Annotated in this window: 20 protein-coding genes; 18 read left to right on the forward strand and 2 right to left on the reverse strand. The window is 73.9% G+C overall.

Annotated elements, in window-relative coordinates; genetic code table 11:
- The first annotated feature begins 30 nt into the window (after positions 1-30).
- The 7 genes from LPU61_RS01380 to LPU61_RS01410 all read left to right on the forward strand — a co-directional run bounded on the left by LPU61_RS01380 (position 31) and on the right by LPU61_RS01410 (position 9718).
- Positions 31-981: a UbiA family prenyltransferase gene (locus LPU61_RS01380; protein WP_229403833.1), complete on the forward strand. Its 951-nt coding sequence runs from the start codon at positions 31-33 to the stop codon at positions 979-981.
- A gap of 128 nt (positions 982-1109) precedes the next feature.
- Positions 1110-2192 carry a sensor histidine kinase gene (locus LPU61_RS01385; protein ID WP_229403835.1) on the forward strand — a complete coding sequence of 361 codons (1083 nt, stop codon included), beginning with the start codon at positions 1110-1112 and terminating at the stop codon, positions 2190-2192.
- The gene (locus LPU61_RS01390; RefSeq protein ID WP_043962047.1) at positions 2189-2872 is read left to right on the forward strand and encodes a response regulator transcription factor; all 684 of its coding nucleotides are present in this window, start codon (positions 2189-2191) and stop codon (positions 2870-2872) included. The genes LPU61_RS01385 and LPU61_RS01390 overlap by 4 nt, the downstream gene beginning before the upstream one ends.
- Before the next feature lie 156 nt (positions 2873-3028).
- Positions 3029-4282 carry an AMP-binding protein gene (locus tag LPU61_RS01395; protein WP_229403836.1) on the forward strand — a complete coding sequence of 418 codons (1254 nt, stop codon included), beginning with the start codon at positions 3029-3031 and terminating at the stop codon, positions 4280-4282.
- A gap of 339 nt (positions 4283-4621) precedes the next feature.
- Positions 4622-5980: a lectin gene (locus LPU61_RS01400; RefSeq protein WP_229403838.1), complete on the forward strand. Its 1359-nt coding sequence runs from the start codon at positions 4622-4624 to the stop codon at positions 5978-5980.
- Positions 5981-6152: 172 nt separating this feature from the next.
- Complete coding sequence (locus tag LPU61_RS01405) at positions 6153-7388, forward strand: chromosome condensation regulator (RefSeq protein WP_043962050.1); 1236 nt, start codon at positions 6153-6155, stop codon at positions 7386-7388.
- Positions 7389-7900: 512 nt separating this feature from the next.
- Positions 7901-9718, forward strand: coding sequence for a hypothetical protein (locus LPU61_RS01410; RefSeq protein ID WP_229403839.1), 1818 nt, complete (start codon positions 7901-7903; stop codon positions 9716-9718).
- Between the two features lie 48 nt (positions 9719-9766).
- Here the strand turns inward: LPU61_RS01410 and LPU61_RS01415 are convergent, their stop codons facing one another.
- Positions 9767-10594 (reverse strand): DUF72 domain-containing protein, encoded by an 828-nt coding sequence (locus tag LPU61_RS01415; RefSeq protein ID WP_198956461.1) that lies wholly within the window; start codon positions 10592-10594, stop codon positions 9767-9769.
- 140 nt (positions 10595-10734) lie between these two features.
- Between LPU61_RS01415 and LPU61_RS01420 the strand changes: the two genes are divergently transcribed.
- From LPU61_RS01420 to LPU61_RS01430, 3 genes are read left to right on the forward strand one after another with little or no spacing between them, the layout of a single operon-like run.
- Complete coding sequence (locus LPU61_RS01420; protein WP_043962053.1) at positions 10735-11169, forward strand: hypothetical protein; 435 nt, start codon at positions 10735-10737, stop codon at positions 11167-11169.
- A 2-nt stretch (positions 11170-11171) separates the two neighbouring features.
- Entirely contained in the window at positions 11172-15515 is a 4344-nt protein-coding gene (gene eccCb / locus LPU61_RS01425; RefSeq protein WP_229403840.1) for a type VII secretion protein EccCb, read from the forward strand.
- Between the two features lie 50 nt (positions 15516-15565).
- Positions 15566-16297: a Clp protease N-terminal domain-containing protein gene (locus LPU61_RS01430; protein WP_229403841.1), complete on the forward strand. Its 732-nt coding sequence runs from the start codon at positions 15566-15568 to the stop codon at positions 16295-16297.
- A gap of 50 nt (positions 16298-16347) precedes the next feature.
- On the opposite strand, the gene LPU61_RS01435 is transcribed toward LPU61_RS01430, so the two are convergent.
- Positions 16348-16866, reverse strand: coding sequence for a hypothetical protein (locus LPU61_RS01435; protein ID WP_043962056.1), 519 nt, complete (start codon positions 16864-16866; stop codon positions 16348-16350).
- A 146-nt stretch (positions 16867-17012) separates the two neighbouring features.
- Between LPU61_RS01435 and nfi the strand changes: the two genes are divergently transcribed.
- The 8 genes from nfi to ahcY all read left to right on the forward strand — a co-directional run bounded on the left by nfi (position 17013) and on the right by ahcY (position 25895).
- Positions 17013-17699: a deoxyribonuclease V gene (gene nfi / locus LPU61_RS01440; RefSeq protein WP_229403842.1), complete on the forward strand. Its 687-nt coding sequence runs from the start codon at positions 17013-17015 to the stop codon at positions 17697-17699.
- Between the two features lie 120 nt (positions 17700-17819).
- Positions 17820-18914, forward strand: a complete 1095-nt coding sequence (locus LPU61_RS01445) for a hypothetical protein (protein ID WP_043964040.1) — start codon at positions 17820-17822, stop codon at positions 18912-18914.
- Positions 18915-18982: 68 nt separating this feature from the next.
- A complete protein-coding gene (locus tag LPU61_RS01450; protein WP_043962057.1) occupies positions 18983-20368 on the forward strand; it encodes a phosphomannomutase/phosphoglucomutase in 1386 nt (461 codons plus the stop codon).
- A gap of 62 nt (positions 20369-20430) precedes the next feature.
- Positions 20431-20616, forward strand: coding sequence for a Trm112 family protein (locus LPU61_RS01455; RefSeq protein ID WP_043962058.1), 186 nt, complete (start codon positions 20431-20433; stop codon positions 20614-20616).
- Entirely contained in the window at positions 20613-21809 is a 1197-nt protein-coding gene (locus tag LPU61_RS01460; RefSeq protein ID WP_043962059.1) for an SIS domain-containing protein, read from the forward strand. The genes LPU61_RS01455 and LPU61_RS01460 overlap by 4 nt, the downstream gene beginning before the upstream one ends.
- Positions 21810-21837: 28 nt before the next feature.
- Positions 21838-22863, forward strand: a complete 1026-nt coding sequence (locus tag LPU61_RS01465) for a cation diffusion facilitator family transporter (RefSeq protein ID WP_229403843.1) — start codon at positions 21838-21840, stop codon at positions 22861-22863.
- A 2-nt stretch (positions 22864-22865) separates the two neighbouring features.
- Positions 22866-24044 (forward strand): mannose-6-phosphate isomerase, class I, encoded by a 1179-nt coding sequence (manA, locus tag LPU61_RS01470; protein WP_229403845.1) that lies wholly within the window; start codon positions 22866-22868, stop codon positions 24042-24044.
- Between the two features lie 351 nt (positions 24045-24395).
- Positions 24396-25895, forward strand: a complete 1500-nt coding sequence (gene ahcY / locus LPU61_RS01475) for an adenosylhomocysteinase (protein WP_043962062.1) — start codon at positions 24396-24398, stop codon at positions 25893-25895.
- Positions 25896-25958: the final 63 nt, after the last annotated feature.

A 25958-nucleotide genomic window follows, 5' to 3' on the forward strand; every position in this document is an offset into this window, starting at 1 on the left:
GGTAACGCGTTTCCCGCCCACCATATTCACATGACCTACCACTCGGTTATTCGGTTCGACCGGTACTCCCGGTCCGTCGGTGTCGTACGGCCGTCGTCGGTGGCGGTCGCGGAAGGCTGCCGGCACGTGGCGGCGAGCTGGCGGGAGGCCCGCCCCGTCGTCCAGGTCGTCTTCCAGTTGCGCTTCCTCGCGGGCGCGGCCGTGGCCGCCCCGCAGGCGGTGTTGACCCGGCCCGGGTCGCTGCTGGTCGGCGCGTTCGCCTGGCTCTGCGCGACCTGGTTCGTCTACCTGCTGAACGGGCTGTCCGACCAGGTGGAGGACCGGCGCAACGGCTCGCCGCGTCCGCTCGCCACCGGGGCGCTCCCCGTCGGCGTCGCCCGGCGGATCGTGGTGGCCCTGGCCGGGCTCGCCCTGGTGTCGGCGGCGGCGGTCTCGGCGCGCCTGGCCGGGCTGGTGGCGCTGATGCTGGCCCTCGGCTGGCTCTACTCGGCCGGTCCCCGGCCGCAGAAGGGCAACATGTTCGGCTTCGTGCTGGTGGTCGCCTCGGGTGGGATCGTCACCTACCTGGCCGGGGCCGCCGCGTCCGGCGGCCCGGTGGGTCCCGAGCTGGTGGTGCTGTCGGTGGCGATGTCGCTGTGGATGGCGCTGGGCGGCACCACCAAGGACCTCTCCGATGTGGCCGGTGACCGGGCGGCCGGCCGGCGCACCCTGCCGGTGCTGCTGGGCGACCGGCCCGCCCGCCGGTTGATGGCCGTCCTGGTGGTGGTGGCCGGCGGCGTGCTGCTGACGGGCGCCCTGGTGCTGGCTCCGGTGCTGCTCCTGCCGGCGGTGGTGCTGGCCATCGGCGCGACGGGGGTGGTCGGTTGCCTGCTCACCGGGGCCGGCGCCACCGGACGGTGGCTCCAGCGCCGCCCGTACCGGCTCTTCATGGCCAGCCAGTACGCCGTGCACCTGAGCGTGCTGGGGCTGTTCCCCGGCTGACGACGGGGCCGGCGGGCGACCGGCAGTGTCGCCAGTGGACGGTTATCTTCGTCACTGTTCGCCGAGGGCCTACGCTCCGCGACAGGCGCGCTACCGTGGTAGCCTCTGGCGAGACAGCGGGGGGGTCCGTGGCGAATCCGTACGCGATGCAGCCCGTGGCCGAGGCCGAACTGTCCTCGATGGCGCGCGAGATTGTCGAAGCGTTTCAACACTCACTGCGTCAACAGGAAAGTGACCTGGCCAACGGCCCAGACGTCCTGGCGCAGCTCGCGGCCCAGGTGCAGGCGGTGCTCAGCGACGTCGCGGCCCGGGTGTCCATGACGGACGCACCACCGATGGACCTGGTCGGCGAGTCCCGGTTGTTCGCCGTCGACATCGGTGCCGACCGGGCCCGGCGCGGCATCCACCCGGTCCAGTCGCTCCGCGCCGCGACCACGCTGTTCGAGGTGATGCTGCCGATCATCACGCGTGGCCTGCCGGCCACGGACAGCGCCGGGGCGCTGCGACTCAGCCGCGCGCTGCACGAGGCGATCATGGCCCGGGTCGCGCTGGCCTCGCTGTCCTACGTGGGCTTCCTCATGGAGAAGCTGCAGGCGTCCCGGCAGGAGGAGCGCACTCGGATCGCCCGCGAGCTGCACGACCGGGTCCTGCACGAGATGGGGCTCACCCTGCACCGGCTCGACCTGCACCGGCACTACGCCGACCGCGACCCGGAACAGGCCCGCGCGAAGATCGACTCGGCCATCGAGTCGCTCGACGAGGCGGTCCGCACGGTGCGCGGCCTCTCCGCCGAGCTCCGCCGCTCGGTGGGCGAATACGGCCTGGAACGCACCCTGCGCGGCTACCTGGAGGCCAACGTGCCGCCTCCGATGCAGTTCTCGCTGGTGACCAACGGCGATCTCAAGGTGCTCCCGCCCGACGTGCTGGAGGAGCTCTACCTGATCCTGCGGGAGGCCGCCCGCAACGCGTTACGGCACGCCGCGCCGAGCCGGGTGGACATCGCGGTGGACGTGGGAGACAACGCGGTGGCCGCCACGGTCGTCGATGACGGGTGCGGGTTCGACACGACAGATCCGGACCGCGCCCGGGGCGGCCTGCCGTCGATGTTCGAGCGGGCCCTGTTGCTGCACGGGCAGGTCGAGCTGATCAGCGCGCCGGGGCAGGGCACCCGGGTCGAGGTGCGGATCCCGTTCGCCGAGGCGGGCCTGTGACCGACGCGGACCGGTCCCAGATCCGGGTGTGCCTGGCCGACGACCACACCCTGCTGCGCGACGGCATCCGGGAGATGCTCTCCACCGAGCCTGAGTTCGCGGTGGTGGGTGAGGCGTCCTCCGGCCCGGAGGCGCTGGCCCTCGTGATGCGCCTGCGCCCGGACGTGCTGTTGCTCGACGTGGAGATGCCGGGCCCGGGCGCGGCGGCGGTGATCCGACAGGCCCGACGGGTGGCACCGGAGACCCGGGTGATCGTGTTGACCATGCACGACGACCCGGACATGGTGCACGATCTGCTGGAGGCCGGCGCCGTGGCGTACCTGCTCAAGACGATCCTGCGGGACGACCTGGTCGCCGCGGTGCGCTCGGTGGTCCGCCGGCCCACGCAGAGCGTCCTGCTGGCGGTCTCCCGCGAGACGGTGGAGCGGCTGGACCGGCAGAAGCCGCGGACGAATGGCACGCCGTTGACCTCGCGGGAGCTGGAGGTCCTCCGGCTCACCGCGGAGGCGATGAGCAACGCGCAGATCGCCAGCCGGCTCTTCATCACCGAGGCCACGGTCAAGCGGCATCTCACCAACATCTACGCCAAGTTGCAGGCGGTGTCCCGGGTGGACGCGATCCGCAAGGCGACCGCCGCCCGGCTGATCAAGCCGATGGACGACCGGCCCAGCGCCCGCTGACGACCCGCGCGGCGCGCACCGTGAGGCATGACCGGGCCGTGACCGGCGTCGCCTAGGTTGGTTCGGTCGGATGTCGTCGAGGTTTCGCCCGGTGTTCTCCCGGCCTCGCGCCGGCGGGGTGTATGCCGGGCCAGTCTCCGGAACTGGGAGCGCCGCATGTCTGGGTGGAGGGAGTCCCGCTACTTTCAACTGGTGGTCAGCCAGGCCCGGGATTTCGCGGTCTGGCCCATCGGTCGACGGCCGCCCGCGGGGTGGCGGGCCATGCCGTTCGCCGGCACCATCCAGGCCTGTGGCCGGCAGGTGGCGGAGCTGACCGGCGTGGCGCGGGCCGGCGACCCGACCCGCTCCCTCGCCACCGACGTCAGCCTCGTCGGTCTGCTCCGCAAGGCCGCGGGGGAACAGCCCGACGCGCCGGCGCTGTGCGTCGGTGACCTGCGGCTGTCCTACCGACGACTGTGGGAGTCGATCGACGACGTCGCCGACCGGCTGGTCGCGGCCGGGGCGGGCCCCGGCCGGCGGGTCGCCGTCGTCGGCGAACGCGCCGAGGACCTGGTCGCGGCGGCCCTCGCGGTGCTGGCCGCCGGAGCCAGTTGTGTCCTGTGTGTCGGCAGCCGCCCGGACGCGGCGGTGCGGGAGGCGCAGCCGGAGCTGGTGCTGACCCCGGCGGGGGCGGCGACGCCCGGCGGGTGGCCGGTGGTCCGGCAGCGCTGGCGGAGCGTGACCGGGGCGTTCTGGCAGGCCAACGGCCGCACCGAGGAGTCGCTGGCCGTGCCGGCGGGGGACGAGCCCGGGCCGTCCCTGGTGGTGCCGCTGGCCGACGGCGCGGTGGGTGTGGTGTGGCGTGGTTCGCAGCTGAGCTGGCTGGCCGGCGCCTGTGGCCTGCCGCCGTCGGGCCACGGGGACCGGGTTAGCGTGCCGGCGTCGACGGGCCCGCTGGTGGGCGTGGTGGCGGCGACGCGCGCGCTGCTCACCGGCGCGGAACTGCTCCTGCCAGCGGCGCAGGCACCGGGCGCGGGTGCCCGGGACGACGAGACGGCGGGGCCGGCACGGTGGTCGCTGCGGATCGACCGGAACGCCGGCCGGGTCGACGAGATGGAACTGTTCGGCTTCGCCGAGACCTCGATGATGGCGGCGGTGGTGCCGGGGGGCGAGGTGCTGACGCCGTTGCCGCAGCACCGGTGGCACGTTCTCGACGCCGGCTTCGGGCCCGTGCCGGCGGGGGAGGTCGGGGAGCTGTTCCTGGCCGGCCCGATGCTGGCCGTCGGGTACCTCGACCGGCCGGAGCTGACCCTGGCCCGTTTCCTGCCCGATCCGCTGGGCGCGCCCGAAGGCAGCCGGATGTTCCGGACCGGGTGCCGGGCGCGGTGTCTGCCGGGGCACGGGTTTGCGCTCGTCGAGGGGGAGGACTGAGCGTACGGGGTTGTCGGGGCCGCAACCTGCCGGACATGGCATTGACATATCTCACTCGATGGTTCTAGGGTCTTGCCGAATCGGTTCGACGCCAGCGGACGGTCCGGGCTGCGTCCGGCTCCGTGCGGTACGGATGCCGTCGACGATTCGAAGACCATCTGGTCCTGCATGGGCAGCGAGACCGGAGATGGAGCCTGCGGAGGCGGAGCCGGGCACCGCGGGCACGTCGTGTGCCTCTCCCGGCGTCTCCCCAGCGGTGTGCGCCATCAGGAGCGGCGGCAGGGGAGCGCCGTGGACCCCGCACCTGAATCAGTCCATGCCGAGTGGCAGGAGCCCATCATGGCGAAGCGCAGACCAATTCTCGGAACCATCGCGGCGGCGGCGATCCTCGTCGCCGGCGCGAGCGCGACGGCACTGGCCGGCGGCCTGGGCGGAGCCGCGTCGGCCGCGGGCCTCGGGGCGGCCGCGGCCACCGCGGGGTGCGGCAAGGCGCCCACGTTGACCAGCGGCCAGCGGACCATCCAGAGCGGTGGCCAGAACCGCAGCTTCATCCTGCGGATCCCCGACAACTACGACCGGAACCACCCCTACCGGTTGATCTTCGGCTTCCACTGGAACGGCGGCACCGCCAACGACGTCGACTCCGGCGGGACGGACGGGGCGGCCTGGTCCTACTACGGGCTGCGCCAGCAGGCGAACAACAGCACGATCTTCGTCGCGCCCCAGGGCAACGGCAACGGCTGGGCCAACCCCGGCGGCCAGGACGTCACCTTCGTCGACGACATGATCAGGCAGATCGAGGCGGACCTGTGCGTCGACACGACGCAGCTGTTCGCGCTCGGCTTCAGCTACGGCGGGGGCATGAGCTACTCCCTGGCCTGCTCCCGGGCGAACGTCTTCCGCGCTGTCGCGGTCTACTCCGGCGGGCAGCTCAGCGGCTGCAGCGGCGGCACCCAGCCGATCGCCTACATGGGGATCCACGGCATCGGGGACCCGGTGCTCAACGTCTCCGCCGGCCGGTCCCTGCGCGACACGTTCGTGCGCAACAACGGGTGCACGGCGCAGAACCCGCCCGAGCCTAGGGCGGGCAGCCTGACCCACGTCACCACCACCTACTCCGGCTGCCGGTCCGGCTATCCGGTGGTGTGGGCCGCGTTCGACGGCGGCCACACCCCCGGCCCGGTGGACGGCGGCGGCGACAGTGGTGTCCGGACCTGGACCAAGGGCGAGGTGTGGCGGTTCTTCACCCAGTTCGACAGCACGGGTCCGACGCCGTCGCCCACCGCCAGCCCGACCACCCCGCCGCCGGGCGGCACCTCGGCCGTGCGCAACACCACCGCAGGCCGGTGCCTGGACGTCAACGGCGGCTCGCAGGCCAACGGCGCTGCGGCGATCATCTGGGACTGCCACGGCCAGAGCAACCAGGCCTGGACCTCGACCGCGGCTCAGGAGCTGCGGGTCTTCGGCGGCAAGTGCCTCGACGTCAACGGCGGTGCCACCGCCAACGGCAGTTCGGTGATCATCTGGGACTGCAACGGCCAGTCCAACCAGCGGTGGCGGTTCAACGCCGACGGCACGATCACCGCCGTCGGTTCGGGCCGGTGCCTGGACCTGGTCAGCGGCGGTACGGCCAACGGGACGCGCACCCAGATCTGGGACTGCACCGGGGCGGCCAGCCAGAAGTGGAGCCGTAGCTGACCCGCTGAACGTCGCGGACGAAACGGTGGATCCGGCGGTGCCCCGACAGGCTATAAATTGACGCTGGCCGATCAATAAGGTCAACTTATCGACGTGGCGGGCCGCTGGCGGCCTGCCGGGGCAACGCCGCCTCCGCCGTGCAGGAAACGACGTTTTGTGGGGAGAACAGCACATGATCGAACATCAGGACGGCAGCCGGTGGGCGCGCTGGGGGCGGGCGGCGAGAACAGCCGTCGCCGCGGCGACGACAGCCATCGGGATCGCGGCGCTCGCGATCGGATCCACGGCGGGCCCGGCCGTCGCGGGCAGCGGCTCCACCGAGCGCGGCTCGCTGACCACCTCGCTCGCCGCCGCGTCGGTCTCCAGGGTCGCCGCGGGCAACGCGCACACCTGCGCGATTCCCACCGACGGGAGGCTGTGGTGCTGGGGCGACAACCTCAGCGGCCAGCTCGGCGACGGGACCACCACCAACCGCACCACCCCGGTCCAGGTCGGTGCGGCCACCAACTGGGCGCGCATCGACGCCGGCACCAGCAGCACGTGCGGGGTGCGCACCGACGGGACGCTGTGGTGCTGGGGCGGCAACTCCAACGGGCAGCTCGGTGACGGGACCTCCACGAGGCGCACCGCCCCGGTGCAGGTCGGTGACGCCACCAACTGGGCCAGCGTCAGCGTCGCCGCCAACCACACCTGCGGCGTCCGGACCAACGGCACCCTGTGGTGCTGGGGCCTGAACCGCAACACGCAACTGGGCACCGGTTCGTCTCCCTACTGGACGACCACCCCGCTGCAGGTCGGCACGGCGACCACCTGGGCGAGCGTCGCGACCGGATACGCGCACACCTGCGCCGTCCGCACCGACCGGACCCTGTGGTGCTGGGGCGACAGCACGGACGGCCAGCTCGGCCTCGGCATCCTGAGCTACCGGTCGACGCCGACGCAGGTGGGGACCGCGACCAGTTGGGCCGGCGTGACGACCGGCTACGCGCACACCTGCGCGGTCCGCACCGACGGGAGCCTGTGGTGCTGGGGCGAGAACGGGTACGGTCAGCTCGGTGGCGGCACCGGTTTCCAGACCACGCCGGTCCAGGTCGGCACCGCCACCACGTGGGCCCGGGTCGACGCCGGCGTCGATTCGTCGTGCGCGGTCCGCACCGACGGCAGCCTGTGGTGCTGGGGCAACAACAATTCCGGGCAGTTGGGCGACGGGACCACCACCCACCGGAACACCCCGACCCGGATCGGCACCGCCACCACCTGGACCGACGGCTTCGCCGTGACCTACCACGGCTGCGCGATCCGCACCGACGGTGGCCTGTGGTGCTGGGGCAACAACATCTCCGGGCAGCTTGGCGACGGCACCACCACCAACCGGTCGGCCCCCGCGCAGGTGGTCGTGCCGGCCTGACCATGATCGATACCGTGCCGTCGGCCCGCGCCGCCGAACCGTCCGCGGCGGCCGGGCCGGCGGCCCGGGAGTGCGCCGGTGGGGCCAACCAGCAGTGGATCCGGGACTGACCGGAAGTCCCGTTCTTCTCCGCCTCGCGGGCCCCGGCCCCGGCGGCGTACCGGCGGAAAGGCCCTGGCCTGGGGTGTGAATCACCAGGCCAGGGCCTTCTTCTGTTCTCCCGGAGTGGCCGGGCATTCGCCGGCGCCATTCGCGTCCACCGGGGACCGGCTGACAGGAGCAGTCCTCGGCGGTACGCTGTGGGCGCTCGGAATCCGAGCCGGATATCCATTTTTGTCATTCAGCCGGATTTCTGCCGGACTCCCGGCAGTGATGCCGTAGACGTTTTGCCGCGCCCGAGTTGGCGATCCTCCGATTACGGTGAGTGTCGCTTTCGTCGTGTCCGGTGATCGTCAATGCATCACGACGAAGAGATTGTGTCGAGAGAGAGGGCATTGATGCATCGGCCCAGAATGTCTAGATGGCGGCTGTTCTCCGCCGTCGCGCTCGGCGTCCTGCCGGTTCTCGCCGCCGCGCCGTCCACGGCGGCGGTTCCCGGGGAGCCGGGGCTGCTGCCGCGGGCATCGACGACATTCGAGCACGAGTTGCTCGGAAAGGCACTTCCCGACGAATGTTTCGCCGGGATCGGGCAGCCCTATCCGGCCGGCCCGCCGTGTGCGCAGGGGCAGGCCAAGGTCAACCAGGCGTACGTGTGGTCGCTCGCCCAGGCCAACAATCGCCTGTGGTTCGGCACCGGAGCAAATGTTAACTGCATCGTAACGGGTTCGACTCTTTCCCTGCCGAACCCGCGGCTGAACGACGACTATGTCTGCGAGTTCGCGAGCAGTCAGATCGTCGTACAGAACCCGACCATGCCGACAAACGTGGGCGACCACCGGCAGCCCCGGGTGTACGTCTATGACCTGGCCTCCAAAGTGCAGACGGAGAAGACCGGCGTCATCATGAACGCGTCGCCCGACGACGCGTCCAGGCTGAAGAGGACGCTGGGCCTGCGGGCCGGCGGAACGCACCAGGGCGTCGTCCTGCTCGCCGGGCCGGCCCTCGGCCAGACGGTCAACATGTTCGCCTTCAACACGGTCACCGGCGACTACCTCGGCTCGGCCAACTTCACCAAGTACGGCAACATCCGCCACTTCCTGGTGGCCGGCGACGTCCTCTACGCGGGCGTCGGGGTCGGTGCCAACGGCCGGGACGGCGGGTACATGCTGCGCTGGGCCGGCGACCGGACCAACCCGTTCAACTTCGTCGAGGTCGGCAAGCTGCCGGCCCAGATCGCCGACCTGACCGAGCACGACGGTCGGGTCTTCGTCAGCACCTGGTCGGCGGCGACCGGCGGGTCGCTCGCCGCGCGTTCGACGGCCCGCGCCGGCTGGGGCCGTCCCGGCGTCACGCCGGCCGACGAGGCCAACCCCGCCGTCGCCGGCGTCTGGATGAGCCCGCCGCTGGCCGACGGCGCGCCCGGCCTGACGGAGGAGGACACCGCCGGCTGGAAGCAGGTCTGGAGCGCGGCGTCCTACGAGCCGGACCCGGTCATCGCCGGCACGTACGGCCTCGGTGCGCTGATGTCCTACCAGGGCTACCTCTACTGGGGGACCATGCACGTCCCGATGAAGTCGACGAGCGTGGTCGCCGACCTGTACCCGCCGGCCGACGAGACCGCGGCGCGGGCGATGCTGGAGAACACCCAGCGCCCGGTGAGCATCTTCCGGGGCAAGCGGTTCGACACCGACCGGGAGAAGGTGGAGCTGCTCTACGGGGAGCGGGTGCTGCCGGCGTACGACCCGGCGGCGAACGAGGGCGCGGGCGCCTGGAAGTGGACCCCCACCGGCTACAAGCCGAAGTACGGCCACAGCGGGTTCGGCAACGTCTACACCAACTACACCTGGACCATGGCCGTCGCCGGCGGCCGGTTGTTCGTCGGCACGATGGACTGGAGCTACCTCGCGAAGGACCTGCTGCCCGAGGCCGCGCGGCAGATGGGCTTCGCCAACGCGGCGCGTGGGCTCAGCGACGACCTGGACCCGATCGAGATCGACCCGGAGCTCTACGGCGGCGACCTGTACGTGTTCGAGTCGAGCCTGCGGCCCGCCACCGCGGTGGACACGAAGGGGCTGGGCAACTACCTCAACTACGGCTTCCGCACCATGGTCGCCGACGGCTCGACCCTGTACCTCGGGATGGCCAACCCGATGAACCTGCGTACCGACCCGACCGACGACGTGCCGGAGGGCGGCTGGGAGCTGATCAGGCTCACCCCCACCGGGCGCTGACCGGTCCCGGGGGGCTGCCCGGCGGCACCGGGCAGCCCTCCGGGGCACTCAGAAGAGGGTGAGGGGCCCGACCGGCACCGGCTCGGGCAGCGCCTCGACGCCGGGCACGCGCCCGCGCACCTCGTCGTGGAACCGGCGGGCGAGCGCGGGCGCGTCGGCATTGTCCGGGGTGTGGACGAACACGGTGGGCGAGCGGCCCTCGCGCAGCCAGCCGGCGACCACGTCGACCCAGTGCCGCCAGCCGTCGACGGTCCGCTCGGGGTCGTCGCGGCCGAGGTACCGCACGATCGGCCGGTCGGTCAGCGCGCGGGTCCGCAGCGGCAGGCGCGGCTTCCTCGTCCACGCCTCCCGCTCCGCGTCGCTGGTCGGCGGGCTCGCGAAGAACGCGGTGGTGTCGAACGGGATCCACTCGGCGTCGGTGACGGCGAGCGTCTCCTCGAGCAGCCGCGCCGCGTGGGCGTCGGCGAAGAACGCGGGATGGCGCACCTCCACGGCCTGCCGGTGGGAGGCGGGGAGCCGGCGCAGGAACCGGGCCAGCGCGGGCACGTCGGCCGGGGCGAACGACCCCGGCAACTGGACCCAGAGCGCGTGGGCCCGGGGCCCGAGCGGCTCGATCGCGTCGAGGAAGGCGCCCAGCTCGGCGTCGGCGTCGGCGAGGCGGCGCTCGTGGGTGACGAGCTTGGGCAGCTTGACCACGAACCGGAAGTCGGGCCCGGTCTGCCGCGCCCACGACGCCACGGCGTCCCGGCTCGGGGTCGCGTAGAACGTCGTGTTCCCCTCGACCGCGTCGCACCAGCCGGCGTAGTGCCGCAGGCGCTCCTGGGCGGGCAGCGGGTGCGCCAGGAAGCGCCCCTGCCACGACCGGTGCGCCCACATCGCGCATCCCACGTGCAGCCGCATGGGCCAGACCCTATCCGGGCGCGCCGGGCCGGGGTCCGCCCCGGGTGGCACGGGCCCACCGGACTGGCGTCGGTGGTGTTGAATGTGGACATCCCGCCCGTCTGACGGAGGTGCGCATGTCGGAGCTTCAGCTGCTCGTGGAGCCTGCCGCGGCGGTCTCCGCCGAACGGGTCGACCAGCTCACCGGCGGGCTCGCCGACGACCTGCGGTCCGTGCGGGGGCTACGCGTCGCGTACGCCCAGTCGCCCGCGACCACCCACGGCAAGTCGCAGCAGGCCTGGGAGTTGGGGATGCTGGCCGTCGGCGGCCTCTTCTCGGCCGCCACCATGCGCACGATCGCGCTGATCGCGGTGGCCTACGCCGACCGGATCAAGGCCCGGTCGGTCCGGCTGCGCCGGGGTGACCGGGAGTTGGTGATCACCGGGGCGACGAAGGTCGACGACGCGCTCGTCGCCCAGCTCGTCGCGCTGCTGGCCGACCCGCCCCCGCCTGCCGGGCCGGGCGCGCTGCCGCCGGCGGGGACGAGCGGCGGTGCCGCCGCCGGGGGCTGACCGTGGGACAGCGCCGCGCCCTGCTGATCGCCAACGACCGGTACGTCGACGAGGCGCTGAGCGACCTGTACGCGCCCCGGGAGGAGGCGCGGGACCTGCTGAGCCTGCTCGCCGACGCGGACATCGGCGCGTTCGACCAGACCATGCTGCTGGAGAACGAGTCGAAGAGCTCGATCGAGCGGGCCATGGAGTCGATGCTGCGCGCGGCCGGCCCGGAGGACCTGGTCCTGCTCTACTTCTCCGGTCACGGGGTGCGCAGCAGCAAGCGGGGCCGGCTGCACCTGGCGGTGTCGAACACGGAGGTCGACCGGCTCTCCTCCACCGCGGTGTCGGCGTCGTTCGTCCGCGAGCTGCTCGACGAGTCGGACGCGGCGAGCTTCGTGCTCCTGCTCGACTGCTGCTACAGCGGGGCGTTCGAGGGGCAGGGCCTCAAGACCACCGACGACCTGGCCATCGACGGCGAGCTGAAGACCGGGTACGGCCGGTACGTGATCACCGCCACCAACTCCGTGGAGCGCGCCGACGACGGCCGCCCCGCGTCGGGGGCCGCGCCCCGGCTGCGCTCGGCGTTCACCGAGACGGTCATCCAGGGCCTCAGCACCGGTGCCGCCGACCTCACGGGCCAGGGCCGGATCACCCCGGACGACCTGTGGCGGTATGTGCGGATGGAGCTGCCGAGGCGCACGACGTCGCAGTCGCCGTCGCAGTTCGGGCAGGTCAGCGACGAGATCCACATCGCGCTGTCGCGGGAGGGCCACCACCGCCAGCGGCAGCGCCGCGACCACCGGGACCTGCGCCTCGGCGACCTGCTCGGGCCGCTGGAGCCGACCGACGACGTGCGGCTCTGCGCGGTCGACTGGCGGCGGCGCGGGCTGCTCAAGGTGCCGGTCGGCCAGGCCCACCGGCTCGACCAGCCGGCCGGCGAGCCGCTCTGGCTCGACCTCGCCTCGTCCGAGGGGCACCTGCTGGTGGTGGGGCGGGCCGGGACGGGCAAGACCACGCTGCTACGCACCATCGTCGGCGGGCTGGCGCTGACCCACTCCGACCAGGAGGTGGCCTTCCACTGCCTGGAGTCCGGCGGGAACTGGTTGGGCCCGATGCGCCGCCTGCCGCACGTGCGCGAGGTCGTCGGCGACGACGAGGTCGCCGAGGTCGGCGCGCTGCTGGACCGGCTGGAGCGGGACGTCCTCGCCCGCAAGAAGCTGTTCCGCCGCTACGAGCTGGAGTCGCCGACGGGCCTGCGCGCCCGGCGCGCCACCCTGGACGGCGGGCCGTACCCGGACGTGTTCCTGGTGGTCGACCGCTGGCAGGACTTCGCCGCCCTGCTGCCGGACTTCACCGCCCGGGTGGTCGACCTGGCCAACAAGGGCCTGGGGTACGGCGTGCACGTGGCCGTCGTCGAGCGCAGCTGGCGGGCGATCCCGGAGGAGCTGCTGGAGCTGCCGCAGGCCAGGATCGAGACCCGGCTGTCCCAGCCGCAGGAGTCGCGGGTCAGCCCCGACCTGGCGGGGCGGCTGCCGGCGAACCTGCCGGGCTGGGCGATCCACGGCCGGCGCACCTTCCGCATCGCCCTGCCGGACCTGACGGTCAGCGACGCCGATCCGGAGACCGAGGCCCCCGGCGCGGTGGACGAGGCGGGGCTCATGGTGTCGCTGATCGCGCAGGCGTGGTCGGACGCGCGGGAGCCCGAGGAGGCCGTCGCCGGCCGGCGGGGGCGGGTGCCGTTCTCCGGGCACACCGACGAGGCGCTGGCCCTGATCGGCGTGGCGGACTACGCGGCGCTGGTCGACTTCGCGGGCGCCGACGAGCCGCTCGGCCCGGACTTCCTGCGGCTGCCGATCGGCGTGGCGGAGGACGGCCGGCCGGTGCTGCTGGATCTGAAGGAGTCCGCCCGGGAGGGGATGGGCCCGCACGGAGTGCTGGTCGGCGCGCCCGCGTCGGGCAAGGGCGAGCTCCTGCGGGCGCTCGTGCTCGGGCTCGCGGCCCGGCACTCCGTCGCCCGGTTCAACGTGCTGCTGATGGACTTCAAGGGCGGCGCGGCCTTCGCCGGGCTGGACGGGCTGCCGCACGTCGCCGGGCACGTCGCCAACCTCGCCGAGGACCCGGCCCTGGTCGACCGGCTGCGGGACGCGCTCGGCGGCGAGCTGGCCCGCCGGCAGGAGCTGCTGCGGTCCGCCGGCACGCTGCCGAACTGGTGGGCGTACGAGCAGGCCAGGGCGGCCGGTGCGGAGCTGGTGGAGCTGCCGGTGCTGCTGGTCGTCTGCGACGAGTTCGCCGACCTGCTCACCGTCCAGCCGGACCTGGGCGAGCTGTTCGCCCGGATCGGCCGGGTCGGCCGCGCGCTGGGCGTGCACCTGCTGCTGGCCGGCCAGCGGGTCGAGGAGAGCCGGCTGCGCGGGCTGGACAACTACCTGTCGTACCGGATCGCCCTGCGGACGTTCACGGCGCAGGAGAGCCGGCTGGTGATCGGGGTGCCCGACGCGTACGGGTTGCCGTCGCTCCCCGGGAGCGGCTACCTGCGCACCGGGTCGGGTGATCCGGTCCGGTTCCGGGCGGCGTACGTTTCGGGGCCGGTGGGCCTGCGCACCGGCTACGCGGAGCCGCCGCCGCCCGATCTGGCCGGGCACAGCCTCGCGGACGTCGTGGTGGGCCGGCTGCGCGGCGCTGGACCCCGTGCCCGGCAGGTCTGGTTGCCGCCGCTGGACGCCTCGCCCACCCTGGGTGGGCTGCTGCCGCCGGTCGACCTGAGCGCCCCCGGGCCGCCGGCCCACCTGCCGGGGTTCCTCGCCGTGCCCGTCGGGGTCGTCGACCGACCTTACGAGCAGCGTCGCGACCCGCTGACGGTGGAGCTGGCCGGCGCGGGCGGGCACGTCGCCGTGGTGGGCGCGCCGCTGACCGGCAAGAGCACGCTGGTGCTGACGGTGGTGGCCGCGCTGGCCCTGACCCACAGCCCCCGGGAGGTGCAGTTCTTCTGCCTCGACTTCGGCGGCGGGCGGCTGGGCGTCCTCGCCGGGTTGCCGCACGTGTCCGGGGTGGCCGGGCGGCGTGACGTCGAGGCGGTGGGCCGGACCGTCGCCGAGGTGCTGGGGATCCTCGACCGGCGCGAGGACCGGTTCGCGGAGCTGGGGATCGAGTCCATGGCGGCCTACCGCCGCCTGCGCGCCGAGGGCGCGCATCCCGACGACCCGTTCGGCGACGTGTTCCTCGTGGTCGACGGCTGGCCGACGCTGCGGCGGGAGCACGAGGAGCTGGAGGAGGCCGTCGCCGACGTCGCCGTCCGCGGGCTGACCTACGGGGTGCACCTGCTCGTCACCTCCGGCCGCTGGGGCGACTTCCGGCCCGGTCTGCGGGACCGCCTCGAAACCCGGTTGGAGCTGCGCCTCGCCGACCCGTACGAGTCGGAGATGGGCCGGCGGGCGGCGGCGAACGTCCCGGAGCGGTCCCCCGGGCGCGGCCTCGCGGGCGATCGGGCGCACTTCCTGGCCGCCCTGCCGCGCGTCGACGGCCGCGACGGCGTCGCCGACCTGGCGGAGGCGACGGCCGAGCTGGTGGCGGGGGTGGCCGCGGCGTGGCCGGGGGAGGCGGCGCCGCCGGTGCGGCTGCTGCCGCTGCGGCTGACGGTCGCCGAGCTGGACCGCGCGTGCCCCGCCGGGGAGCGGGGCCTGCCGATCGGGCTGGACGAGGCGACGCTGGGCCCGGTGGTGCTCGACCCGGCGACCGACCCGCACCTGGTCGTCTTCGGCGACGCCGAGTGCGGCAAGACGAACCTGCTCCGGCTCGTCGCCCGGCAGGTCGCCGCGCGTCACTCCCCGGCCGAGGCCCGGCTGGTGCTCGCCGACTACCGGCGGGGCCTGCTCGGCGCCGTCGAGGGGGAGCACCTGCTCGACTACGCCCCCTCCGAGCAGTCCTTCGCCCAGACGGTCGCGGAGATCCGTGCCGTCCTGCACGAACGGCTCCCGGGCCCGGACGTCACCCCGCAGCAGCTACGCGAACGGAGCTGGTGGCGGGGCCCGGAGCTGTTCGTCCTGGTGGACGACTACGACCTCATGGCGGCGGGCGGGACCAACCCGCTGAACGCCCTGCGGGAGCTGCTGCCGGTGGCGGGGGACGTCGGCCTGCACGTGGTGCTGGCCCGGCGGAGCGGCGGGGCGGGGCGCGCGATCTACGAGCCGGTGCTGCAGACCCTGCGGGAGCTGGGCTCGGCCGGGCTGCTGATGTCGGGCGACCGGGGGGAGGGGGCGATCCTCGGGAGCCTGCGCCCGCGTCCGCTGCCGCCGGGCCGGGGGGTGCTGGTCCGCCGCCGGGAGGGGCAGCAGTTGATCCAGACCGCGCTCGTGGAGGCGTGATCGTCAACCTCGGGTTGACGATCCGAGGTGCGTCAACCTATGGTTGACGCATGACGGAATACGCCCAGCTTCCCAGTTCGGTCCGGCTCGACGACCTCATCGCGGGGATCAAGAAGGCCCGCCCCGACGTGCTCGACCAGCTCGCCGACGCGGTCGTGGTCGCCGACCACCTCGGCGACATCGCCGATCACCTCATCGGCCACTTCGTCGACCAGGCCCGCCGCTCCGGCGCGTCCTGGACGGAGATCGGCCGCAGCATGGGGGTCAGCAAGCAGGCCGCCCAGAAGCGTTCCGCCGCCAAGGCGGAGACCGCCGCCACGCTCGACCCGAGCGCCGGTTTCGGCCGGTTCACCCCGCGCGCCCGCAACGTGGTGCTGGCCTCGCAGGAGGAGGCGCGCGCCGCCGGCAACGCCGAGATCACCCCGGGACACGTCGTGCTCGGCCTGCTCGCCGAGCCGGAGGGACTGGCGGCCGCGTTGATCGCGGCCCGGGGCGTACCCCTGGAGCGGGTCCGGGAGGCCGTCACCGCGACCCTGCCGGTGCAGGCCGACGTGGTCCCGGAGCTGGTCCCCTTCGACGCGCGGGCCAAGAAGGTCCTGGAGCTGACGTTCCGGGAGGCGCTGCGTATGGGGCACAACTACGTCGGCACGGAGCACATCCTGCTCGCACTGCTGGAGGAGGAGGGCGGCGACGGCGTGCTCGGCGGGCTCGGCCTGGAGAAGGACGCCATGGAGTCCGCCGTGGAGGGCGCGCTGGCCGAGCTGACCCGCAAGCGGGCCTGAACCGCGTCGGGCACGCGCCACGGGGGTGCGTGCCCGACGTGCGGCGGGGATCAGTCTTCGGCGGGGAAGCCGTAGCGGGCCGCGTGCTCCGGGTCGGCCGGGTCGACCTGCCGGATGCCGGCGTCGGCGAGCCGCTTGTTCACCTCGTCGAGCTGCTCCCGGACCAGCCGGGCCTCCTCCTCGGTGACCCGCCCCCGGTGCGGCTTGCCGGCGTGCTCGATGGTGCCGTAGTCGACCTTCTCGGCGCCCTTGCGGGCCTTCGGCGGGCGCACCCGCTCGGCGGTCTTCAGCAACTGGGCCATCGGCACGTCGGTGGCCATCGCGTCGAACTCGCTGGCCGTCAGCACCACCCGGCGGGGCTCGCCGCCGCCGTGCCGGTCGTGGATCTCGACCACCGCGACGTCCAGGGCCGCGTCGTCGATGCTCTCCACCTCCGTCGCGGTGGCGTCCAGCTGCACGGGCCCGGCGACCAGGTCGGGGTGCTCCAGCACCACGACGCGGACCACCTCGTCGTCCGGCTGCAGAACGGTGCCGCTGAAGTCGGAGACGTGGATCGTCTTCTTGCCCATGCGCGGAGCTTCTCCTGTCGGTGACCGGTTGTCGGACCAGAAGAAATTACCCGACAGGTGTGCGAAAGGACGGGCTGGACCGGACGGGTGTGTCGCCGCGGCGGCACGCCGCGCCGGGGGCGTGGGGCGCCGCCTACGATCACCGGGTGGACACCCCGGTCGCCGCCCCGCCGCCCCGGACCGAGGCCGAGGCGCTCGCCGTGCAGGACCGGCTGCGCCCGCTGGTGGACCTCACCGGGCCGGGACCCGCCGCGCCCGCGACGGTGGCCGGCCTCGACGTCGCGTACGCCGAGAGCGGCGACCGGCTCGCGGCGGCCGTCACCGTGCTGGACGCCCGGACGCTGGCCGTGGTGGACCAGGCGGTGAGCGTGGGCCGGCCCGCCTTCCCGTACGTCCCCGGGCTGTTCGCCTTCCGGGAGCTGCCCGCCCTGCTGGCGGCGTTGGAGCTGCTGACCGTCCGCCCCGAGCTGCTGGTCTGCGACGGGCACGGGCTGGCCCATCCGCGCCGGTTCGGGCTCGCCTGCCACCTGGGCGTGGTCACCGGCCTGCCGGCGATCGGGGTCGGCAAGACGCCGCTGGTGGGCCGGTGGGAGCCGCCGGCCGGGGCGCGTGGCGCCTGGTCCCCGCTGTGCGACGGCGGGGAAGTGGTGGGCCGGGTGCTGCGCACGAGGGACGGCGTGAAGCCGGTCTTCGTGAGCGTCGGGCACCGGATGGGGCTGGAGAACGCGTGCGCCCGGGTGCTCGCGCTGACCCCCCACTACCGGCTGCCGGAGACCACCCGCACCGCCGACCGGCTCTGCCGCGCCGCGCTCGCGAGCCGCAGCGGGGTGTGAGAAGGGAACCCTTCTCTACCGCAGGCGTCAACAAGGGGCCCCGCCTTTCCGCGCCGAGCCGCGATCGGCGACCGGTAGTAACCTGACCCGCGGACCCGGAAGGGAGAAACGGCGGTGATCATGGCGCTACGTCGGCACGCGACGCGGCTCGCGGCGGTCTGCGTGATGCTGGGCGGCCTGGTGGCCGCCGGGGCGTCGCCGGCCCTGGCCGAGGGCGACTCGGTGCGGGTGCGCGCCACCGACAGCTTCCGGCCGGGCGGCTCGCCCGGCGCGGTCAACGTCGAGGTGCGCAAGCGCACCGAGGGCTGCGTGGTGCTGCGCACCGGGCTGGGCCTGAGTCTCGCCGGCCTCGCCGCCAACCAGGTCACCGCGCAGGTGAGCCTCGGGGGCCGCTGGGTCCCGGTGCCGGTCTCCGGCGGCGGGGGAGCGGTCGCCACGGGCCGGTCCGCCCCGACGAACCCGACCCTGTGCAAGGGCAAGGGCGTCACCATGCGCTACCGGCTGACGTTCGCGGCGGGGGCACCGGGCGGCCGGCTCACGGTGGTCGGCGAGGCGCTCGACGGGCGGGGCCGGGCCATCGGCCGGGACGCCGTCGCGGCCAAGGTGGTCGGGCCGCGGGCCGCGAGCCCGTCGCCCACCCCGAGCCGCAGCCCGTCGCGGTCGCCGAGCCCGAGCCCGAGCCCGACGGCGGAGCCCACGACGGACGCGCCGACGGCCGGGGAGCCGACCCTGGCCGCCGTCGCCGCCGAGGCCGGCGGGCCCGGCACCGTGGCCGCGGCCGAGGAGGGCTCCGGCGGGCTGTCCTGGATCATGCTCTTCGGCGTCGGCCTGGTCGTGCTGGGCGTCGGCCTGATCGTGCTGCTGGTGCGCCGGTCGCGGGCCGACCGGGAGCCGGCCGCCGACGCCGACGCCGTCCCCGGCGTCCCGCTGCCGCGCAACCCCGGCGGCACCACCTACCGGTCGGCGACCCCCGCGCCGCCCACGCCGGGCCGGACGCCGCCGACCCCCGGGGTGTACGGCCGGCCGGCCGCGCCACCGTCCGGCGGGGTCTACGGCGCCCGCCCCGGTCCGTCGGCCGCTCCGCCGCCCACCGGCGGGGTCTACGGCGGCGGCGCGGCGCAGCCCGCCGGCGGTGGCGGGTCGGGGCCTGGCGAGCCGCCCGCGCCCGCCGGTGGGGGCGACGCGACGACGATCATGCCGCGCCTGCCCGGCTGAGGCCGGCGGCCCCCCGGTGCTCCGATACGCTCAGGCCGTTGGCGACCTGCGGCGAAGGAGCGAAGCGCGTGTCTGATCTGTCCCGGATCGTGAAGGCGTACGACGTCCGTGGGACGGTGCCGGACCAATGGGACGAACGGGTCGCCGAGGCCCTGGGGGCCGCCTTCGGGCAGGTGCTCGCCGCCGCCGGTGAGCCCGGCGACGCGGTCGTGATCGCGCACGACATGCGGGCCAGCGGGCCGGGCCTGGCGGAGGCGTTCGCCGCGGGCGTCCGGGCCGAGGGCCGCTCGGTGATCGAGCTGGGGCTCGCCTCCACCGACATGCTCTACTACGCCTCCGGCACCCTCGGGCTGCCCGGGGCGATGTTCACGGCCAGCCACAACCCGGCGCAGTACAACGGCATCAAGATGTGCCGGGCCGGCGCCCGCCCGATCGGCCAGGACAGCGGGCTGGCCGAGATCCGGGACCGGGCGCAGGCCCTGCTCGACTCCGGGGCCGCCCGTCCGGCCGGCGCGCCGACGCGGCCGACGCAGCGGCGCGACCTGCGCCCGGAGTACGCGGCCCACCTGCGCAAGCTGGTCGACCTGTCCGGCATCCGGCCGCTGAAGGTCGTGGTCGACGCGGGCAACGGGATGGGCGGCTGGACGGTGCCCAGCGTCCTCGGCGACGCCGTGCTGCCCGCGCTGCCGCTGGAGATCGTGCCGCTCTACTTCGAGCTGGACGGCACCTTCCCCAACCACGAGGCCAACCCGCTGGACCCGGCCAACCTGGTCGACCTCCAGCGGGCCGTCCGCGAGCACGGCGCCGACCTGGGGCTGGCGTTCGACGGCGACGCCGACCGCTGCTTCGTGGTCGACGAGCGCGGCGAGCCGGTCTCCCCGTCGGCGATCACCGCCCTGGTGGCGGTCCGCGAGCTGGCCAAGCACCCCGGCTCCACGGTGATCCACAACCCGATCACCTCGCGCGCGGTGCCGGAGATCATCCGCGAGCACGGCGGCGAGCCGGTGGTGACCCGGGTCGGCCACTCCTTCATCAAGGCCGAGATGGCCCGCACCAACGCCGTCTTCGGCGGCGAGCACTCCGCCCACTACTACTTCCGTGAGTTCTGGTTCGCCGACACCGGCATGCTGGCCGCCATGCACGCGCTCGCGGCGCTCGGCGGGCAGGCCCTGCCCCTGTCCGAGCTGGCCCGCGAGTACGAGCGCTACGTCGCCTCCGGCGAGATCAACTCCACGGTGGCCGACCAGGCGGCGAGCATCGCGCAGGTGCGTGCCGCGTACCCGCAGGCTGCGGTCGACGAGCTGGACGGGCTGACCCTGAGCTTCCCCGACGGCGCCTGGTTCAACCTGCGCGCCAGCAACACCGAGCCGCTGCTGCGGCTGAACGTCGAGGCACCGACCGAGGAACGGATGATCTCCCTCCGCGACGAGGTGCTCGACCGGGTTCGCCGATAAGATCCCCTGCGCCGGCCGGCACCGCCGACCGCCGCCTACGCACCCGTGGAAGGAGCCGCACCGTGGCCCTGGACCCGCAGTTGCTCGAGATCCTCGCCTGTCCGGACACACACCACGCCCCCCTCGACTACGACGCGGGGGCACAGACGCTGACCTGCACCGAGTGCGGGCGGATCTTCGAGGTGCGCGACGACGTGCCGGTGCTGCTGCTCGACGAGGCGCGCGGCGGACCCGCGCAGCAGTCGTGATGGAGGGGACGGCCGGGGTCAGCGGGCACCGGCACGCCGACGAGGCCCTGCTGGACAACCCGGACGCCCTCGCCGAGCACGACCCGGGCGGCATGCTGCGGTTCATGGCCTCGGCCGGGGCGCAGGTGCGGGAGTCCGCCGCCCTGGCGGCCGAGGCCAACCTCACCGTGCTCGCCGACGAGGGCCGCCCCCGGGCGGTCGTCATCGCCGGCATCGGCACCGCCGGGCGTACCGGGGACGTGCTGGCCACGGTCGCCGGGCCGCGCTGCCCGGTGCCGGTCATCCCGCACCGCAGCGCCGGTGTGCCCGGCTGGGTGGGCGCGGCCGACGTGGTGATCGCGGTCAGCGCCTCCGGCCGCAGCCCCGAGGCGCTCGGCGCGGCCGAGGCCGCCCACCGTCGGGGGGCCCGCCTGGTCGCCGTCGGCGCGCCCGACTCGCAGTTGCAGTCGGTGGCCGAGCGGGCCCGGGCACCGTTCATCCCGGTGCCCCGCCGCGCCCCGGCCCGGGCCAGCCTGTGGGCGCTCACCGTGCCGGTTCTGCTCGCCGCCCGTACGCTCGGGCTCGTGAAGGTCAACGAGGCGGATCTCGCGGAGACGGCGGCGCGGCTCGACGCCGACGCCGACCGCTGCCGTCCCACGGCCGAGTCGTTCGTCAACCCGGCGAAGTCGCTGGCCCTGGGGCTGGCCGGCTCGGTGCCGATCGTCTGGGGCTCGTCGCCGCTGGCGACCGTCGCGGCCCGCCGGTTCGGCGACACCCTGTCGGCCAACGCCCGCTACCCGGTGGTCAGCGGGGCGCTCGGCGAGGCCGGCCGGGGCCGCGTCGGCCTGCTCGACGGTGTGTTCGGCGGGCTGGCCGAGGGGGAGCGGGACATCTTCGCCGACCCGGGCGAGTCCGACGGCGACGGCACCCGGCTGCGGCTGGTGCTGCTGCGCGACGGCGGGCTCAACGCCGAGGACGACGCCGACGAGCCGCTGGCGGTCGAGGAGCGCCGGGCCGACGCCGTGCAGACGCTCGCCGAGCGGCGCGGGGTCCGCTGCGACGTGGTGACGGCCGAGGGTGGCTCCGCGCTGGAGCGGCTCGCCTCGCTGGTGGCGGTGCCCGACTTCGCCTCCGTCTACCTCGCCCTGGCACACGGGCTGGACCCGATGGCGGTTCCGGCCATCACCGAGATGAAGGAGCTGGCAAACCAGTGAGCACGTGCGGCATCGAACGGGGACAGCGGTGAGCGCCAACGGCGGCACGAAGGCGATCGTCGCGGCCCTGCTGGCCAACGTCGGCATCGCGGTCACGAAGTTCATCGCGTTCCTGTTGACGGGCTCCTCGTCGATGCTCGCCGAGTCGATCCACTCGGTGGCCGACTCGGGCAACCAGGGCCTGCTGCTGCTCGGCGGCAAGCGGGCCCGGCGCGAGGCCACCCCGCAGCACCCCTTCGGGTACGGCCGGGAGCGCTACGTCTACGCGTTCATCGTGGCCATCGTGCTGTTCAGCCTCGGCGGCCTGTTCGCGCTCTACGAGGCGTGGCACAAGGCGGCCGACCCGCACCCGATCGAGAGCTGGCAGTGGGTGCCGGTCGTCGTCCTGGTGGCGGCGATCGTGATGGAGAGCTTCTCCTTCCGCACGGCGATCGTGGAGTCGAACCTCATCCGGGGCAACCAGTCCTGGGTGCGGTTCATCCGCCGGTCCAAGGCCCCCGAGCTGCCGGTGGTGCTGCTGGAGGACTTCGGTGCGCTGGTCGGTCTGGTCTTCGCCCTGTTCGGCGTCGGGATGACCCTGATCACCGGCAACGGCATGTGGGACGCGGCCGGCACGGCGATGATCGGCGTCCTGCTGGTGGTCATCGCGGTCACCCTGGCGATCGAGACCAAGAGCCTGCTGCTCGGCGAGGGCGCCGAGGCGACCGACGTGGCGACCATCGAGCGGGCCGTCACCGACGGCCCGGAGGTGGAGCGGATCATCCACATGAAGACGCTCTACCTGGGCCCGGAGGAGCTGCTGGTGGCCGCGAAGATCGCGGTGCCGGCGTGCGAGAGCGCCGAGGAACTGGCCCGGGGGATCAACGCCGTCGAGGCGCGGATCCGGGCGGCCGTCCCGGTCGCCCGGGTGATCTACCTGGAGCCGGACATCTGGTCCGCCACCGCGCAGCGGGCCGGCACCGGCGCCGCCGCGCACACCGCCGTCGCCACGCCGGAGGCCGCCACGCCGCAGGCGGCGGTGGCCGGCGCGGACGAGTCGCACGCCGGGGGCTGACCATGGAACAGCTGCACGGCCCGATCCGGGACTACGCCTGGGGTTCGCGCTCGGCGATCGCCGGGTTGCAGGGGCGGTCGGTGCCGAGCCCCGGGCCGGAGGCGGAGCTGTGGTTGGGCGCGCACCCGGGCGCCCCGGCCAGCGTGCAGCGCGACGGCGAGCCGGTGAGCCTGCTCGACGTGTTGGCGGCTGAGCCGGGGCGCTGGCTCGGTGAGCGGTCGGTGCGCCGCTTCGGCCCCCGGCTGCCGTTCCTGCTCAAGGTGCTCGCCGCCGACACCCCGCTGAGCCTGCAGGCGCACCCCGACGCGGAGCAGGCCCGCGCCGGGTACGCGGCCGACGCGGCGCGTCCGGCGGGGGAGCGCAACTACGTCGACCCCCACCACAAGCCGGAGCTGCTGGTCGCGCTCACGCCGTTCTCGGCGCTGTGCGGCTTCCGCGACCCGGCGGTGTCGGCCGCGGCGCTGACCGCCTTCGGCGTACGGGCGCTGGAGCCGGTGGTGGCGGCGCTGCACGAGGGTCCGGCGGGGCTGCGGGAGGCCGTCCGGCTGCTGCTGAGCTGGCCGGAGGCCGAGCGGGCGGGGCTGGTGGAGGCCGTGCTCGCCGCGGAGGCCGCCGGGCCGGACGCGGCGCTGGCGCACGCGCTGGCCGCCCACTATCCCGGCGACCCGGGGGTGCTGGTGGCGCTGCTGCTGCACCACGTGCGGCTCGCGCCGGGGGAGGCGATCTGGATGCCGGCCGGCAACCTGCACGCCTACCTGCGCGGCACCGGCGTGGAGATCATGGCGGCCAGCGACAACGTGCTGCGCGGCGGCCTGACCCCGAAGCGGGTCGACGTCGACGAGCTGCTGCGGGTGCTGCGCTTCGAGGTGCTCGGCGACCCTCTGGTGACCCCGGAGCAGGTGGCCCCGGGCGTGGTGCGCTGGCCGGTGCCGGTCGACGACTTCGCGCTGTACCGGTCGGTCGTGGCCGGTGCGCCGGTGCGGCTCGCGGTGCCGGGGCCCCGCGTGGTGCTCTGCCGCGCCGGGAAGGTCTCGGCCGACGACGGGACGGGCGCGGTGACCCTCGCCCCAGGGCAGGCCGCGATCGGCCCCGCCGACGCGGGGCCGCTCGTCCTCGACGGCGAGGGCGAGGCGTTCGTGGCGACCAGCGGGTTGGACCGAGGCGCCCTCGGGGCCGGCTAAAGCCGGGCTTGGGTCCGGCTTGGCCGGGCCTGTCTCCGGCTCGTCCGGCCTGCCTGCGGCGGGGCGGCCGACAGTGGCGGGTGAGGCGGGGCCGGCCTGGCGGATCCGACGACACAAATCGGGAATTTCCGAAATGGCTTGACGATGTGCTGTCTCCGGGTAACTTCTTAGGTGCGCAGCGTCACCGCGACGAAGGTCCGGCGGCGCGCGGGGAACCAAACCGGGGGGATGCACGGGGCGGCCGGACCGTGGGCGGACAGTCCGCTCGCGACCGACCGCCCCGTGCGCTGTCCGTCTCCGCGCGTAAGGTGGAGGGTCGCGCAGCACTTCGTTCGTTCGACAGGAGCTTCCATGACCAGCACCCTCCCGGCGGCCCACCACGGCACGCCGTCCGAGGCCCGGCCGAGCACCCTCGCCGAGGGCGACTACAAGGTGGCGGATCTGTCGCTCGCCGAGTTCGGGCGCAAGGAGATCCAGCTCGCCGAGCACGAGATGCCGGGCCTGATGGCGATCCGCCGCGAGTTCGCGCAGGCGCAGCCCCTCGCCGGGGCGCGCATCACCGGCTCCCTGCACATGACGATCCAGACCGCCGTGCTGATCGAGACCCTGGTCGCGCTCGGCGCGCAGGTCCGCTGGGCGTCGTGCAACATCTTTTCCACCCAGGACCACGCCGCCGCCGCGATCGTCGTCGGCCCGGACGGCACCCCCGACGCGCCGGCCGGCGTCCCGGTCTACGCCTGGAAGGGCGAGAGCCTCCAGGAATACTGGTGGTGCACCGAGCGGGTGCTCGACTGGCCCGACGGCCAGGGCCCCAACATGATCCTCGACGACGGTGGCGACGCGACCCTGCTCGTGCACAAGGGCGTCGAGTTCGAGAAGTCCGGTGTCGTGCCGCCGGTGGAGTCGGCCGACTCCGAGGAGTACGCGGTCATCCTGGAGGTGCTGCACCGCTCCCTCGCCTCCGACGGGCAGCGGTGGACCCGGATCGCCGCCGGCATCAAGGGCGTGACCGAGGAGACCACCACCGGCGTGCACCGGCTCTACGAGATGCACCGCGCCGGCACGCTGCTCTTCCCGGCCATCAACGTCAACGACTCGGTCACCAAGAGCAAGTTCGACAACAAGTACGGCTGCCGCCACTCGCTGATCGACGGCATCAACCGGGCCACCGACGTGCTGATCGGCGGCAAGATGGCCGTCGTGCTCGGCTACGGCGACGTGGGCAAGGGCTGCGCCGAGTCGCTGCGCGGCCAGGGCGCCCGGGTCGTGGTGACCGAGGTCGACCCGATCTGCGCCCTCCAGGCGGCGATGGACGGCTACCAGGTCTCCACCCTGGACGACGTCGTCGAGCAGGCCGACATCTTCATCACCGCCACCGGCTGCTTCGACGTCATCACCAACGAGCACATGGCCCGGATGAAGCACCAGGCCATCGTCGGCAACATCGGGCACTTCGACAACGAGATCGACATGGCCGGCCTGGCCAAGCGTTCCGACGTCGAGCGGATCAACATCAAGCCGCAGGTCGACCTGTGGCGGTTCGCCGACGGGCACGCGATCATCGTGCTCTCCGAGGGGCGCCTGCTGAACCTGGGCAACGCCACCGGCCACCCGAGCTTCGTGATGTCGAACTCGTTCGCCAACCAGACGATCGCCCAGATCGAGCTGTTCACCAAGACCGAGGAATACCCGATCGGCGTCTACGTGCTGCCGAAGCACCTCGACGAGAAGGTCGCCCGGCTGCACCTGGACGCGCTCGGCGCGAAGCTGAGCACGTTGACCAAGGAGCAGGCCGCCTACCTGGGCGTCTCCCCGGAGGGCCCGTTCAAGCCGGAGCACTACCGGTACTGAGCCAGAACGACAGGGACCGGGTCGGCCGCGCGGCGGCGGGCCCGGTCCCTTCGCGTACGGGGG

This window comes from Micromonospora sp. NBRC 110038 (genome assembly GCF_020884815.1).
Taxonomy (GTDB): domain Bacteria; phylum Actinomycetota; class Actinomycetes; order Mycobacteriales; family Micromonosporaceae; genus Micromonospora; species Micromonospora haikouensis.